At 74.0% G+C, this 15,546-nt stretch carries 11 protein-coding genes; 10 read left to right on the top strand and 1 reads right to left on the bottom strand.

The features are described from left to right. Positions 1-250 precede the first annotated feature (250 nt). Positions 251-1,510, bottom strand: coding sequence for an FAD-dependent oxidoreductase (locus IPT68_RS29370; RefSeq protein WP_189699959.1), 1,260 nt, complete (start codon positions 1,508-1,510; stop codon positions 251-253). A 176-nt stretch (positions 1,511-1,686) separates the two neighbouring features. Between IPT68_RS29370 and IPT68_RS29365 the strand changes: the two genes are divergently transcribed. From IPT68_RS29365 to IPT68_RS29320, 10 genes are all read left to right on the top strand, one after another. Next, the gene (locus IPT68_RS29365) at positions 1,687-3,621 is read left to right on the top strand and encodes an HAD-IIIC family phosphatase (protein ID WP_189699960.1); all 1,935 of its coding nucleotides are present in this window, start codon (positions 1,687-1,689) and stop codon (positions 3,619-3,621) included. Positions 3,622-3,740: 119 nt separating this feature from the next. Beyond that, the gene (locus IPT68_RS29360) at positions 3,741-5,528 is read left to right on the top strand and encodes a fatty acyl-AMP ligase (protein WP_189699961.1); all 1,788 of its coding nucleotides are present in this window, start codon (positions 3,741-3,743) and stop codon (positions 5,526-5,528) included. A 1-nt stretch (position 5,529) separates the two neighbouring features. After that, entirely contained in the window at positions 5,530-7,323 is a 1,794-nt protein-coding gene (locus IPT68_RS29355; RefSeq protein WP_189699962.1) for an acyl-CoA dehydrogenase family protein, read from the top strand. Continuing rightward, the gene (locus IPT68_RS29350; RefSeq protein WP_189699963.1) at positions 7,323-9,113 is read left to right on the top strand and encodes an acyl-CoA dehydrogenase family protein; all 1,791 of its coding nucleotides are present in this window, start codon (positions 7,323-7,325) and stop codon (positions 9,111-9,113) included. The genes IPT68_RS29355 and IPT68_RS29350 overlap by 1 nt, the downstream gene beginning before the upstream one ends. Before the next feature lie 89 nt (positions 9,114-9,202). Continuing rightward, entirely contained in the window at positions 9,203-9,490 is a 288-nt protein-coding gene (locus IPT68_RS29345; RefSeq protein WP_189699964.1) for an acyl carrier protein, read from the top strand. Beyond that, the gene (locus IPT68_RS29340; RefSeq protein WP_189699990.1) at positions 9,490-12,555 is read left to right on the top strand and encodes a type I polyketide synthase; all 3,066 of its coding nucleotides are present in this window, start codon (positions 9,490-9,492) and stop codon (positions 12,553-12,555) included. The genes IPT68_RS29345 and IPT68_RS29340 overlap by 1 nt, the downstream gene beginning before the upstream one ends. Further along, complete coding sequence (locus IPT68_RS29335) at positions 12,552-13,574, top strand: 3-oxoacyl-ACP synthase III family protein (protein WP_189699965.1); 1,023 nt, start codon at positions 12,552-12,554, stop codon at positions 13,572-13,574. Before IPT68_RS29340 ends, IPT68_RS29335 begins: the two co-directional genes overlap by 4 nt. After that, complete coding sequence (locus IPT68_RS29330) at positions 13,571-13,837, top strand: acyl carrier protein (RefSeq protein ID WP_189699966.1); 267 nt, start codon at positions 13,571-13,573, stop codon at positions 13,835-13,837. Before IPT68_RS29335 ends, IPT68_RS29330 begins: the two co-directional genes overlap by 4 nt. Next, positions 13,834-14,694: a 2-oxo acid dehydrogenase subunit E2 gene (locus tag IPT68_RS29325; protein ID WP_189699992.1), complete on the top strand. Its 861-nt coding sequence runs from the start codon at positions 13,834-13,836 to the stop codon at positions 14,692-14,694. The genes IPT68_RS29330 and IPT68_RS29325 overlap by 4 nt, the downstream gene beginning before the upstream one ends. Beyond that, positions 14,600-15,466: a 4'-phosphopantetheinyl transferase family protein gene (locus IPT68_RS29320; RefSeq protein WP_189699967.1), complete on the top strand. Its 867-nt coding sequence runs from the start codon at positions 14,600-14,602 to the stop codon at positions 15,464-15,466. Before IPT68_RS29325 ends, IPT68_RS29320 begins: the two co-directional genes overlap by 95 nt. Positions 15,467-15,546 lie beyond the last annotated feature (80 nt).

The raw sequence follows: 15,546 nt of genomic DNA, 5'->3' as shown, positions 1-15,546 counted from the left end.
CGGCATCTCCGGCCCTCCCCCGGGCCGGCCCGAAGGCTTTCCCTGCCGCTGCCCGCGCTCGACCCCGGTACACCGTGCCCAACGCGGGCCCGCAATACCCCGGCACACCGGTGCCCCGCACGATGCGCCGCCCGGAGCGACGGCCCCCCTCACAGCCGAAGGCCGCGCCCCGCACTCCCTCGTGCGGGCCGCGGCCCGATGTTCTTCCCCTGGGTCCCCGTCCGGCCCCGCCGGACGGCCGACGCGCCGGTCAGACCCGCGTGGCGGCCGGCTGCGCCTCCACGACGTGTGGTCCGGGCTTCTGCAACTGGAAGTAGGCGCCCGCCAGCACCCGCTCCTTCAGCCTCTGGCTGCGGTCGACCACCCGGTACAGCGAGCGTCGGGCGACACCGCCGGCGCCGTGCAGCGAGAACAGCCGTTCCTGTCTCAGCTGCAGCCCGCGCGACCGGGCGACCGACTCCTCCCGCGTCCGCTGGAACTCCTGGCACGCCGACAGCAGCGCCGCCTCGCTCCCGCCCGCGGCGAACGCGTCGCGCACCAGCGGCGCCAGCGTCACCGCGTCGATGATCGCGTGGTTGACGCCCTGCCCGAGGATCGGCGTCAGGGTGTGCGCCGCGTCGCCGGTCAGGACCAGGCCCGGCATGGACCAGCGCGGCACCAGCGTGGTGAAGATGTCCAGCATCGAGGTGTCGGACCAGGAGCGGATCTCGGCGCGCACCGACCCGGCCAGTTCGGGGGCGAGCCGGTCCAGCCGCTCGTACAGCGCGGGCAGCCCCTCGGAGCGCAGCTCCTTCAGCCCGCCCTTGGGGATGTTGAATCCGACGCGCACGCTGTCCGGGTGGGTCGGGATGAACAACCCGTGCTGGTCGCCGCGGATGCGGATGCGGTACGTACGGTCGTCCCACTCGGCCGGGAACGGCAGCTTCAGCCACACCACGTCACGTTCCAGCGGCAGCTTCGTGTACGGCAGGCCGGACATCTCGCGGACCTTGCTGAACCGGCCGTCGGCCGCCACCGTGAGCGCCGCGCGCACGGTGACCTCACCCTCCGGCGTGCGGGCCACCACCCCCGTGACCGGACCGTCCTCGCCGTCCGCGCGCAGCAGCCGGGTGGCCGTCGCCCGGCGCACCAGGGTGAAGTGGTCCGGGTGGTCCTCCTGCCCGAGGTCCGCGAGGGCCGACAGCAGCGCCGGCTGGGCCAGCTCCACCGGGTAGGGGTGCGGGTACGGGAAACGGCGGAAGTCGGCGCGCAGCACGGTACTGCCGGAGTCGACGATCTCCATCCGGTGCATCTGCCGGTAGGCGCCGTCCAGCCGGCCGAGGACGCCCAGCCGGTCGAGCAGCCACACCGAGTCGGGTGAGACCGACTCGCCGCGGAACGACCGGTTGAAGTGACCGCTCTGCTCCAGGACCACGACGGAGACCGAACGCCTGGCGAGCTCCACGGCCAGCGTGAGTCCCGCCGGGCCTCCCCCGACCACACACACTTGCGCGGACAGCTCAGTTGTCATCGTCAGCGCCGCCTTTCGAAACGGGTCGTCCTCCCGATGGTCCGCGGCGCGCCTAAAGCAGCTCTTGCGGACGGCCCGTGCGTCGGCGTGCCTTCCCGCGGGGCGCAAGCCCGTCTTTAGAGCGGGGGCGCAAGCTCCCGGTGCACGTCCGCCCCGGCAGAGAGGCGAAACCGACCGTGAGTACAGCAGTGACGACGTCCGACCCGGAGCGCACCGGACCGGCCGGCCCCCTGGACCGGCTGCGCGCTCTGCACGGCGAGCAGCGGCTCGCCGCCGAGTACCCGGCGGTGCTCGGACTGCTGGCCGAACTCGCCCAGCGGGACGACGGCCTCGCCCAGCTGTCCCGCGCGGGCCGGCTGCTCGCCAAGGTCGCCGTCGAGGACATCACGCGGCGGCATCCGGGCGTCGTACCCGCCACCGTCGCCGTCACCGGGCACGGCACCGTCGACGCGCTGACCGCCCCGCTGACCGCCGAACTCGCGCGGCACGGCATCCCGTTGCGGGCCGGCACCGGCGACCACGACGCGTGGGTGCGCGACCTGCAGGACACGGGGAGCCACCTGTACGCCCCCGGCACGGAACTCGCCCTCTGCCTGCTCGACGCGCAGATCGTCTTCGACGAACTGCCGCTGCCCTGGACGGTGGAGGACGTCACCCGCGCCGCCGCCGGCACCCTCGGACTCCTCGACGGGCTCGCCGCACGCTACGACGAGCACGGCACCGGCACGCTCGTCCTCAACACCCTGCCGCTGCTGCCCCAGCACACCCGGCAGCTCGTCGACCACCGCTCCCGAACCGAACTGTCCATCGCCTGGCGGGAGTTCAACACCGGTCTGCTGCGGCTCGCCGCCGCGCACCCCCGGGTGCACGTCGTCGACCTGGATCCGCTGATCGCCGAGGGCGGCCCGGTCCGCGATCCGCGGCTCGCCGCCTACGCCCAGGTGCACCTCGGCGAGGAGGTCCTCGCCCGGTACGCGCGTCAGGCGGCTCACCTGCTGCGCACCCTGCGCGGCCGGACCAAGAAGGTCCTCGTCGTGGACCTGGACAACACGCTCTGGGACGGCGTCCTCGGCGACGACGGACCCGACGGCATCGCCGCCGCCACCACCTACCGGGGCGAGGCCTTCGGCCGGTTCCAGCGGGTGGTCAAGCAGATCGGCAGCCAGGGCGTCCTGCTCGCGGTGTGCAGCAAGAACGACCTGCGGCCGGTGCTGGAGGTGCTCCGCGACCACCCGGACATGACCCTGCGCGAGAGCGACTTCGTGCGGATCAGCGCCGACTGGGAACCCAAGGACGGCAACATCCGGGACATCGCCGCCGCGCTCAACCTCGGCACCGACAGCTTCGTCTTCGCCGACGACTCGCCCTTCGAACGCGGCCTGGTCGCCTCCTCGCTGCCGGAGACCGCCGTGGTCGCGCTCGACGGGGAACCGGCCCTGCACGTCGACCGGCTGCTCGCCGACGGCTGGTTCGACGTGCGGGAGCTGACCAGCGCGGACCGGGAGCGCGGCACGCAGTACCGCCAGGAGGCGGAGCGGCGGGACCTGCAGCGGGCCACCGGTTCGATGGAGGAGTACCTGCGCGCCCTCGGCGTCACCGTGGAGGTCGGCCCCGTGCGCGACCACGAGGTGGGCCGGGTCGCCCAGATCACGCTGCGCACCAACCAGTTCAACCTCACCACCCGCCGCCTCCAGCCGGCCGACGTCCGCGAACGGCTCGACTCGCCGGACCACCTGGTGCTGGCCGTGCGTTCCCGTGACCGCTTCGGCGACAACGGCGTCGTCGGCGCCGTGTTCGCGCACCGCGAGGACGCGGCGCTGCGCATCGACAACATGCTGCTCAGCTGCCGGGTCTTCGCCCGGGGCATCGAGCAGGCCACCGTGGCCGCGCTGCTGCGCCACGCCGTCGACTCGGGCGCGTCCGAGGTGCGGGCCGGCTACCGGCCCACCGCCAAGAACCACAAGGTGCGCGACTTCTACCCGTCGCTCGGCTTCGAACCGGCCGCCGAACCGGCGCACGGCGCCCTGGAGTTCCGGCACCGGCTGACCGAACTGCCCGACGTGCCCGAGCACGTGAGCCTGGAGGCGGACTTCCGCAACGGCGCGGAATGAGCCGAATCGGGGACCGGAACGCACAAGCGTCTCCTTAGCGCCCCGGACGACGATCGACAAGTCAGAGCACCCCGTGCCGGCGCCACGCCGGCGGGTCTCGCAGAGGTCGGAGAAAGACGTTGACGAACTTCCGAACCTTCACCGAACTGGTTCTGGAACGCGCCGAAGCCCGCGGTGCCGCGGATGCCTACATCTTCCTGCCCGACGACGCCCGCGGCTCGGTGCCCCAGCACCTCACCTCAACCGCGCTCGACCGGGAGGCGCGCCGGATCGCGTCCTGGCTCCAGGAGCGCGGGGCCGCGAACCGGCAGGTCCTCCTGCTCTACCCGGCCGGCCTGGACTTCATCAAGGCGTTCACCGCCTGCCTGTACGCCGGTGCCGTGGCCGTCCCCGCCCCGCTGCCCACGGAGCAGGGCCGGCAGTTCTCCCGGGTCACCGGCATCCTGCGGGACGCCGAGGCGTGCGCCGTGCTCACCGACTCGGCCAACGCCCCCGAGATCTCCGCCTGGCTGGCCGCGGAGGGCTTCACCGACGTGCCCTGCCTGGCCACCGACGCCCCGGACGAGGGCGACGCGGACGCCTGGCACGCGCCCTCCCTCACCCCGGACAGCCTGGCGTTCCTGCAGTACACCTCCGGGTCGACCAGCGACCCCAAGGGCGTCGCCGTCTCCCACCGCAACCTGCTGGCGAACGAGGCGGCGATCCAGCGGTCGATCGGTACCGGCCCGGAGTCCGTGGTCGGCGGCTGGCTGCCCTTCTACCACGACATGGGCCTGATCGGGCACATCCTCCACCCGCTCTACCTCGGCGTGCCCAGCGTCCTGATGGCGCCGTTCACCTTCCTCAAGCGCCCCGTGCGCTGGCTGAAGATGATCGGCGACTACGGCATCACCACGGGCGGCGGCCCGAACTTCGCCTACGACCTGTGCGTGCGCAGGGTCACCGACGCACAGCTTCAGACGCTCGACCTCTCCTCCTGGACGACCGCCTGCAACGGCGCGGAACCGATCAGGGCGGAGACGGTCCGCGCCTTCACCGAGCGCTTCGCGCCCGCGGGGTTCCGCCCCGAGGCCTTCTTCCCCTGCTACGGCATGGCCGAGACGACCCTCCTGGTCTCCGGCATCCCGCGGGCCGCCGCCCCCCGGGTGCTCGACGTCGACGCCGAGGCCCTGGAGCGCGGCGAACTGGCCGGCCCGCGACCGGACCTGCCCACCCGCTCCCTCGTCAGCAGCGGTGTCGCACGGGACTTCGAGGTCCGCGTCGTCGACCCGGACACGCGGGTCGAGAGGCCGGAAGGACACGTCGGCGAGATCTGGCTCAAGGGCGACAGCGTCTCCGGCGGCTACTGGAAGCGGCCGGAGACCAACAAGGCGGTCTTCGACGCGGTGATCTGCGACGGGACGGGCGAGCAGGACGCGGGTGGCTGGCTGCGCACCGGCGACATGGGCGTACTCCACGACGGACAGCTCTACGTCACCGGCCGGCTCAAGGAGCTGGTCATCCTCGCGGGCCGCAACCTCTACCCGCAGGACGTCGAACGGGCCATCCAGTCCAGGGACAAGGCCTTCGGCAGCGGCGCGGGCGCCGTCTTCGCCGTCGAGTCCGACCGCGAGCACCTGGTGGCCGTCCAGGAGGTGCGCCCCGGCAGCGTCTCGACCGACCTGCACACCCTCGCCTCCGGCGTGCAGCGCTACCTGGCCGAGGAGTTCAACATCCCCGCCGGCAACATCCTGCTGGTCCGCCCGGGGACCGTGCGCAAGACCACCAGCGGCAAGATCCAGCGGACCCTGATGCGCAAGCTGTTCCTCGAGGGCCGCATCACCGCGCTGCACGAGGTGCTGGAGCCGGCCGTCCGCGAACTGATCGCCCCCGCCGAGGCCGGCCGGTCGCTCGAGGCGGTGGTCTGACGTGGAGCACCCGCCCTACCGGCTCGCGGAGGAGTTCGACCGCTTCCTCGGCGACCCCGACGACCCCGGCGAGGTCTTCTCCTACGCGCGGTGCGCGGAACTCGACGACAAGGAGGAGTTCCCGGCCGAGATCTGCCGCCGCTTCGAGGAGTGGGGCCTGCCCGACCACTACGTACCGGTGGAGCACGGCGGCAGGTTGCGCGACTACGAGCACGTGCTCCAGCTCGTCCGGGCCGTCGCCCGCCGCGACCTGACCTGCGCCGTCGGCCACGGCAAGACCTACCTCGGCGGGGTCTGCGTGTGGGTGGCGGGCTCGGCGGAGCAGGGCGCCCGGCTCGGCGCGGACATCATGGCCGGGGTCCCGGTCTCCCTCGGGCTCACCGAACGCGCCCACGGCAGCGACCTGCTCGCCGGTGACGTGCACGTCGGCGCCGGTCCGTCGGACGCGGACCACTGGCTGGTCACCGGCGAGAAGTGGCTGATCAACAACGCCACCCGGGGCTCGGTGCTGTCACTGCTGACCCGCACCCGCCCGGACGGGGGGCCCCGCGGCTTCAGCGTCCTGCTCGTGGACAAGCGCGAACTGGACGAGGTCACCTACCGTCACCTGCCGAAGGTCCGCACCCACGGCATCCGGGGCGCCGACATCTCCGGGATCGCCTTCGACGGCGCCCGGGTGCCGCGCGGCGCCCTGGTGGGGGCGGAGGGCGCCGGCCTGGAGATCGTGCTGAAGGCGCTCCAGCTCACCCGCACCATGTGCGCGGCGCTGTCGCTCGGCGCGGGCGACCACGGGCTGCTGCTGGGCCTGGACTTCGCCGAGCGGCGCGAGCTGTACGGGCGGCGTCTGGTCGACCTCCCGCAGGCCCGGCAGGTACTGACGGGCGCCGCCGCCGACGTCCTGCTGCACGAGGCGGTCGCCCTGGTCGCCGCCCGCGCCGTGCAGGCCCAGACCGCGGAACTCGGCATCGTCTCGGCCGTCACCAAGTACCTGCTGCCCACCGGTACCGACGAGGTCCTCGCCGACCTGACCGGGCTGCTCGGGGCCCGCGCCTTCCTCAAGGGCGTCCACGCCGAGGGCCGTTTCCAGAAACTGCAGCGCGACCACCGCATCGTCGGTCTCTTCGACGGCAACACCCTGGTCAACCTCAATTCCCTGGTGAACCAGTTCCGTACGCTGGTGCGCGGCTTCCGGCGGGGCACCGGCGACACCGCGGGCGCCGGCACCGCCTGCGACCTCGCCGCGCCGCTGCCGCCCCTGGACCCCTCGAAGCTGTCGCTGGTCGCGCGGCACGGCAGCGGACTCATGGCCGGGCTCGCCGCGTCCGTCGAGGACGTCACCCGGCGCGCCGAGCGCAACCCCGCGCTCGGCCCGGTGGCCGAGGCGGCGCGCAGGCTGCTCGCCGTGACCACCGTCGTGCACACGGAGATGGAGGAGTACCAGGGCGTGCTCACCGAGGTGCCGCCCGCCGCCTTCGAGGTCGCGCGCCGCTACACCCTGTGCTGGGCGGGGGCGGCCTGCCTCGGTCTGTGGACGCGCAGCGCCGGCCACTTCCGCGACGACGCGGCGACCGGGCCGTTGTGGCGCGACGGCCTGTGGCTGCACACCGCCCTGGACCGGCTGCTGGTCCGCCTCGGTGAACCGGCCGCGGCCGGCCGCGAGACCCATGACGAACTGCTCGGCGCCCTGCGCGCGGCCCGCTCCTCGGGCCGGCTGTTCTCGCTGCTGACGCAGCGGGGCCCCGAGCGGCGGCCCGCGACGTGCGACGCGGCCGCCGGCGAGAGGGAGACGACGTGATGCCGACCCGCACCGGGTCCCAGGACGCCCACCCGGTTGCCGCACCGGCCCCGGACGCCCTCGGGCCGACGGGACAGGAGGCGCGGGCCGCGGCACGCGTCGCCGAACTGGACCGGCGGCTGGGCGACCCCACCGACAGCGCCAACCCACTGTCCTACGCCCGGCTGGTCGAGGCGGACGAGGCCGGTGTCCTGCCCGCGGACGGCGAGCGCGCGCTCGACGAACTGGGGCTCGGCGCCGACTTCGTGCCGCACACCGAGGGCGGCCGGCTGGAGCGGCTGGACACGCTGGTACGGGTCATGCGGCAGGTGTTCCGCCGCGACGTCGCCCTCGGCCTCGGCTACGGCGTGACCTCCTTCATGGCCGGGGTGAACGTCTGGACCTCGGGTGACGCCGCGCAGCGCGCCCGCCTCGCGCGGATCCTGACCGGCGGTGGCAAGGTGTCGGTCGCCTACCACGAACTCGCCCACGGCAACGACTTCCTGCGCAACGAGTTCGAGGCCCGCCCGACGGCGGACGGCGGCCATCTGCTGAACGGCTCCAAGCAGGTCATCAACAACGCCGACCGCGCCGAGGCCTGGGTGCTGTTCGGCCGTACCAGCCCCGCGCCGGGCAGCCGCAGCCACTCCGTGCTCCTCGTCGAGCGCGACGGGCTCGACGCGGACACCTGGCGGGTGCTGCCCCGCTACGACGCCGTCGGGGTGCGCGGCTGCCACCTGTCCGGGCTGCGGTTCGACGACACGCCCGTGCCCGCCTCCGCCCTCGTCGGCGAGCCGGGCAGCGGCGTCGAGACCGCGCTGCGCGCCTTCCAGGTCACCAGGGCGGCGCTGCCCGGCATGGCCGTCGGGACCGCCGACACCGCCCTGCGGACCGTGGTGCGCTTCGCGCTGGGCCGACGGCTCTACCGGACGTCCGTCATCGACATCCCGCACGCCAGGGCCACCCTGTCCGAGGCCTTCACCGACCTGCTGGTCTGCGACAGCCTGTCCCTGGCCGCGACCCGGGCGGTGCACCTGCTGCCCGAGCAGAGCGGCGTCCTCGCCGCCGCCACCAAGTACCTGGTGCCGAAGCTGCTCGCCGAGGTCATGCACGACCTGTCCGTGGTACTCGGGGCCCGCTTCTACCTCCGTGAGGGCGAGCACGGCATCTTCCAGAAGCACCTGCGCGACCTGCCGGTGCTCAGCCTCGGCCACGCCGGCTCAGCGGCCTGCCAGGCGACGATCGTGCCGCAGCTCTCCCGGCTCGCCCGGCGGTCCTGGTTCCGCGACGACCCGGCCCCGACCGACCTCTTCGCGCCGCGCGCCGAGCTGCCGGACCTGCCGTTCGACCGGCTCACGCTGGCCGGCGGACGCGACCGGCTCACCGCGACCCTGGTCGCCGCCCGGGACGAACCGGCCGGCGCGGCCCCCGAGGAGCGGGCCGTCGGGGAACTGGTGGGGCACCTGGTGGAGGAGCTGCGGCAGGTGCAGGAGGCGTGCCGCGCGCTCACACCCCAGGACCGCACGGCACTCGCCGGCCCGGCCGCCTTCGCCCTGGCCGACCGGTACGCCGTCCTGCTCGCCGCCGCCGCGGCGATCGGGGTCCGGCAGCGGGCGTCGCGCGACCGCGGTGACGCGTTCCTCGCCGACCCCGCCTGGCTCGCCGCCGCGCTGCACCGGCTCGTCCGGCGGCTCGGCCGGCGACCGGCCGCGCTCCCGCCGTCCGTCGAGGCCCGGATGCACGAGGAGGTGCTGCGCAGGTTCCACGCGCGCACCGGCTACGACCTGTACGACACCCCGCTCACCGGCTGACGCGCACCGGCTCCGGCCGCCGCGCGCCGACCGCCGGACGACTCGACCCCAGCACGCGACAACCGCTCATCCCCGCCGAGGAGTGCACCATGACCGTTCCGACCGCCGGACACACCACCGAGTCCCTGACCACGTGGCTGGCCGAGCGCATCGCCCTCTACCTCAAGCGCGAGCCCGCCGACATCGACCCGGACGTGCCCCTCGCGGAGTACGGCCTCGACTCCGTCGCGGCGCTCAGTCTGTGCGGGGACATCGAGGACGACTTCGACCTCGTGATGGAGCCGACGATCGCGTGGGACTACCCGACCGTGCGGGCGCTCGTCGGCCACCTCATGGAGGAGCTGGCCGCGGACACCGCGCAGGGCGGCGGCGCTTGATGGAGCCCGTGGCCATCGTCGGCATCGACTGCCGGTTCCCGGGGGCACCGGACACCGGCGCCTACTGGGACCTGCTGATGCGCGGCGCGGACGGGGTGGGCGAGGTGCCCCGGCAGCGGTGGGACGCCGCGGAGTTCCACTCGCCGGCCGGGGAGGAAGGACGCGCCAACACCACCGAGGGCGGCTTCATCGCCGACCCGGACGCCTTCGACAACGAGTTCTTCACCACCTCGCCGCGCGAGGCCGCCGCCATGGACCCCCAGCAACGGCTGCTGCTGCAGTCCGCGTGGCGGGCGGTGGAGGACGCCGGGATCGCGCCGCGCGACCTGGCCGGCACCCGCACCGGGGTCTTCGTCGGCATCATGGGCAACGAGTGGGCGCAACTGCACCTCACCGACTACGACAACGTCACCGCACAGGTCGGGTCCGGCAACGGCTACTGCATGACCGCCAACCGGATCTCCTACCACCTCGACCTGAAGGGCCCGAGCCTCGCCGTCGACACCGCGTGCTCCTCCTCGCTGGTCGCCACCCACCTCGCGGTGAACGCCCTGCTGTCCGAGGAGTGCGACCAGGTGCTCGTCGGCGGCGTCAACGTGGCCCTCACCCCGGCGCTGTCGATCTTCTACACCCAGGCTGGGCTGTCCGCGCCCGACGGGCGCTGCAAGCCCTTCAGCGCGGAGGCGAACGGCATCGGCCGCGGCGAGGGCGTCGGCGTGGTCGTGCTGTGCAGGCTGCGCGACGCGATCGCCGACGGCCGACGGGTGTACGCCGTCATCCGGGGCACCTCCGTCAACCAGGACGGCCGCAGCAACGGGCTGACGGCGCCGAACCGCTGGGCCCAGCAGGAGGTGCTCGCCGCCGCCTACCGCCGGGCGGGGGTCGAGCCGTCCGACGTCGTCTTCACCGAGGCGCACGGCACCGGCACCGCCCTCGGCGACATGATGGAGGTCAGGGCGCTCGGCCACCACCACGCCGGGCGCGTCGGCAAGCCCATGGCGATCGGCTCGGTCAAGGGCAACCTCGGGCACACCGAGGGCGCCGCCGGGATCGCCGGGCTGATCAAGGTCGCCCTGTCCCTGCACCACCGGGTGGTGCCCGCCAGCCGCTTCGCCGCCAAGGAGAACAAGCAGCTCAAACTGCGCGACCACGGGCTGCGGCTGCTCAAGGCGCCGCTGCGGCTGCCCGCCGGTGCGACCGTCGCCGGACTCAGCAGCTTCGGCATGGGCGGCACCAACGCCCACGCCGTCCTCGAGTCGGCGCCCGCGCGCGCCGCGCGCCCCGAACCGGTCGGCGCCGCAGCACCGGGCGGCATCGGCGCCGCCGTGTTCACCCTGACCGCACCGAACGCCGAGGCCCTGCGCCGCAACCTGCTGGTCCAGGCGGACGCGGCGGCGGCCCGCCGTACTGCGCTGGGCCCGCTGGCCCGGTCCAGCAACCGCGTCAAGGCGGGCCACCGCCTGCGTTTCGCGGCCGCCGCCACGGACACGGCGGAACTGGTCGCGACCCTGCGCGAGGCCGCCGCGGACCCGGAGCGGCTCACCCGGCTCAGTGCCCGGCCCGCCGGCCGGACCCGCACCGCCTTCCTGTTCACCGGACAGGGGTCGCAGTACCCGCGGATGACGGCCGCGCTGTACGAGCGGTCGCCGCTGTACCGGGCCTTCCTCGACGAGGCCGACGCCGCGCTGCTGCCGCACACCGGACGCTCCGTGCGGGACCTGGTCCTCGCCGGCGACGAGGCGGTGCACAGCACACGGTGGACGCAGCCCGCGTTGTTCGCCGTCGGCTACGCCCTGGGGCGGACCCTGAGGGAACTCGGCGTGCGCCCCGGCATGCTCCTCGGCCACAGCGTCGGCGAGTTCGCCGCCGCCGTGCTGGCCCGGGCGCTGCCGCTGGAGGGCGCCGCCCGGCTGGTCGCCGCACGCGGCGCGCTGATGCAGGAACTCCCCGCGGGCGGCGGCATGCTGGCCGTGCGGGCCGCCCACACGGACCTCCGGGCGCGCATCGAGTCCGAGCCCCGGGTGGGGGTCGCCGCGGTCAACGGCCCCGCCGCCACGGTGCTCTCCGGTGATCTGACGGCCCTGGAACGGATCGGCGCGGCGCTGGAGGCCGAGGGCGTCACCACCCGCGGGCTCCAGGTCTCGCACGCCTTCCACTCGCCGCTGATGGAGCCGATGCTGGCCCGCTTCGCGGAGGTCGCCGACGAGATCGGCGGGTCGGTGCCCGAGATCCCGCTGTACTCGACGGTGCGCGGCCGGGTGCTCGACGGCGAGGCGATGGACGCCGCCTACTGGGTGGAACACGTCGGCGCGACCGTCCTGTTCGCGGACGCCGCCGGCGCGCTGCTCGACGCGGGCCCGACCCACCTGGTGGAGGTCGGTCCGCAGCCGGTGCTCTCCGGGATGGCGCGCCGCCTCGACCGGGCGGCCGGCGACGGCCCGGCGCACGTCCTGCCGGTGCGCGGTCCCGAGTCCACCGGCCGGGACCTCGCCGAGGCGCTCGCCGAGCTGTACCGGGGCGGTGTGGAACCCGCCTGGGACGCCGTGTACGCGCCCGAGGAGCGCGTCGCACACCCGCTGCCGCCGTACGCCTTCTCCACGGAGCACCGCTACTGGGCGAGGAATCCGGTGCGGCGGTCCGCCCAGCCGGGCGCCGTCCGGCAGGAACGCCCCGCGGCGTCCGCCGCCGAGGGACCCCACGAGCCGGGAAGCGCCCCGTCGCTCGCCCCGGTCCGGCCCGGCACCCCGGCGGACCCCGTCGCGGACGCCGTCCTGGCAGCCGTCGGCCTGGTCGGCGGCTACACCGACGCCGAAGTCGGCCCGCACGACCGGCTCTACGAAGACCTGGGCTTCGACTCCGTGATGGTGATGGAGCTGAAGAACCGGCTGGAGTCACGCCTCGCCGGCATCGGCACGCTGACGGTCCAGGACCTGCTGCCCCGGCTCTCCTCCGTCGGCGATCTCATCGCCTACCTGCGCGAGCTCGGCGCGACGGTGCCCGCTGCCGCGCCCCGCGGCGACGCCGGGGAGGACCGGGCGCTCCCGCATCAAGAGAGGACGGCATGACCACTGCGACGACCCACCTGGCCTCCCTGGGCACCGCGCTGCCCGGGGACCCGGTGGACAACGCCACCCTGGCCAAGGTGCTCGGCATCAACGAGGAATGGATCGAGGTCTTCATCGGCACCCGGACGCGGTACTTCGCCCGGGACCTCGGCACCGGAGTGGTGCGCTGGTCGCTCGCCGACCTGTGCGCGCAGGCGGCCGAGCGGGCGCTGGCCGCCCCCGGCGTCGACCCGTCCGAGATCGAGTTCGTCGTCCTCGGCACGGCCACCCCCGACCACCTGATGCCCGCCACCGTCAACCATGTCGCCGACCAGCTGGGCCTGGACCAGGTGCCGACCTTCCAGCTCCAGTCCGGCTGCGCCGGCGCCGTCCAGGCCCTCGACGTCGCCCGGACGATGATCGCCTCCGGCCAGTACCGCACCGGCCTGGTCATCGGCGGCGACGTGTGCAGCAAGCACCTCGACCTGGGGCGCGACCTGTCCGCCGCCGCCCCCAGCGACCTCGTCAACTACGTGCTGTTCGGCGACGGCGCCGGGGCGGCCGTCCTGACCGACGAGCCGCGCGGCCAGGGCGTGGCGCTGCGCCACGTCCTCAACCGCTTCACCGGGCTGGGCCGCAGGCCCGGTCAGGTCATCGAGTGGTTCGGGCTCGCCGACCGCCACGACGACCGGCAGGCCGTCGCCGAGGACTACAAGGCCATCGAGGAGTCCGTGCCCGTCATGGCCGTCGAGATCCTGTGGGAGCTGCTGGGCGAACTCGACTGGGAGGCCGACCAGCTGGACTATCTGCTGCCGCCCCAGCTCTCCGGCCGGATGACCCGCCGTATCACCGAGGAACTCGACGTGCCCACCGCGCGCGAGATCTCGTGCGTCGCCGACACCGGCAACAACGGGAACGCGCTGCCGTTTTTGCAGATGGAGAAGTTGCTGGAGCGGATGTCCGGCGGCGAGCGGGCCCTCGCGGTCGCCGTGGAGTCCAGCAAGTGGATCAAGGCCGGTTTCGCCCTGGAGAAGATATGACCACCGACAGCGCCGCCGCCGTTCCCGCCACGGGCGGCTTCACCCTCGACGACTACGTCCGGCTCGTCACCGAGGAGATCGGCATGCCGCTCGCCCCCGGGCAGGTGGCCGCCGACTTCGACGAGCTTCCCGAATGGGACTCGCTGCACCTGCTCAGGCTCGTCACCGCCCTGGAGCCGGCCATCGGCCGCAGGGTCCCGGTCGGCGAGGTGCTGCAGGCCCGCAGCCTGAAGGAGATCTACGACCTGGCGGTGACCGGGTGAGCTCCACCGCCACCGACGTACGGCGCCGCCGTCACACCCTGTACTTCCTGGAGTGGGCGGCGGACCAGCGGCCCGTGTACCTGGACACCGACGTCGACATGACCCGTGTCCAGGCGCACCGCGCCGCCGCCCGCGACCACGGCAGGCGCTACTCGCTCGTCAGCTACCTCCTGTACTCCGCCGGACGGGTCCTGGACCGTCACCCGGAGGCCAACGCCGTGCTGGCTCCCGGCTGGCCGGGACTGCTGCGGCGCCCGAAAATCGTCCGCTTCGACGGCGTCACGGCCAAGGTCGCCCTGGACCGGAAGGTCGAGGGCGAGCGCACCGTGCTCTCGGCGCTCGTGCCCGGCCTGGAGACGGCCAACCTGCGCGAGATCCAGGAACGCATCGACCGCTACCGGGGCGACCAGGCGGCGGACCTGCCCGAGTTCAAGGGTGTACGGATGCTGGGTCGGCTGCCGGTGGCGCTCGGCCGGGCCGCCTTCGCCGCGGCGCTGCGCGCCCCGCAGCGGCGTCCCGGCGTGTTCGGCACCGTCTCGGTGTCCTCGCTCGGCCACCGGACCGTCGACGGCTTCCACTCGGCCGGCGGCACCGCCGTCACCCTCACCATGGGCCGGGTCGTGGACCGTGCGGTGGTCCGTGACGGCGTGGTCGTCCCCGCGCCGATGATGCGGCTGGGCCTCACCTTCGACCACCGGGTGATCGACGGCGCGACCGCGGCCGACGTGCTGACCGATCTCCACCACATGCTGGAGACCTTCGATGAGGGCACCCCGTCGCCGGACGCCGGGCCGGACCCTCGGGGAGCCGATCACGATCGGCGGCTCCTCGACGGACTGGAGCAGGGTACGCACTGACCTGGACCGGCACGGGGCCGCGCTGGTCTGCGCCCACGAGGACGACTGGCGCCCGGACCGTGCGGGCGCCGCGCGGCTGCGTGCCCTGCTCGGCCACGACTGGGAGCGGTACCAGGAGCTGACGCAGCCGCAGGCCCGGGCCCGGTTCGCCGCCTCCCGCGTCCTGCTGAAGTGCGCCGCGGCGGCCGCGCTGGGCGTGCCGCCGCACTCCGTCGAACTCGGCTACGGCCTCACCGGCCGTCCCGGCCTGCGCGGCTACGACGGCCTGCACATCAGCCTCAGCCACACCGACGGCCTGCTGCTGGCCGGTCTCGCCACCGACGGCCCCATCGGCGTCGACGCCGAGCGCGGCGACCGCCCCCTGTACGGCGCGGGGCTGTGCCGCCAGATGTGCACTCCGCACGAGGCGGAGCGGATCGAGGCCCTGCCGCCCGCGGAACGCAACTCCGCCGTGGTGCGCGTGTGGACGCTGAAGGAGGCGTACAGCAAGGCCGTCGGTCTCGGCCTGCGGCTGGGCTTCACCGAATTCGGCTTCGGCCCGGACGGCGCCCCCACCGACCTGCTGCTTCCCGACGGCACCCCCGGGACGGTCGGCGCCTGGACCTTCCACACGCTCACGTTCGAGGACACCTACACCATCGGCGTCGCCGTCGGCGACGCCGGCTTCGGCCGCACGACGGACCTCGCGGCGGCCACCGCGCTCGACCCCTCCATCGTCGACGCCGTGCTGGCTGCAGCGGACGAGGAGGAACGGGCCGCCGCCGCGTGGTGAGGCGGGAGCGGGTTGCCCTCGTGTGGCGACGAGGCGGGAACCGGGCGACGTGCCGCCCGGTGGCTGCCGGAGTGACCGAC

Source organism: Streptomyces chromofuscus (genome assembly GCF_015160875.1).
In the GTDB taxonomy this organism is placed as follows: Bacteria; Actinomycetota; Actinomycetes; order Streptomycetales; family Streptomycetaceae; genus Streptomyces; species Streptomyces chromofuscus.
This window is presented reverse-complemented; position numbering and strand designations above follow the sequence as displayed.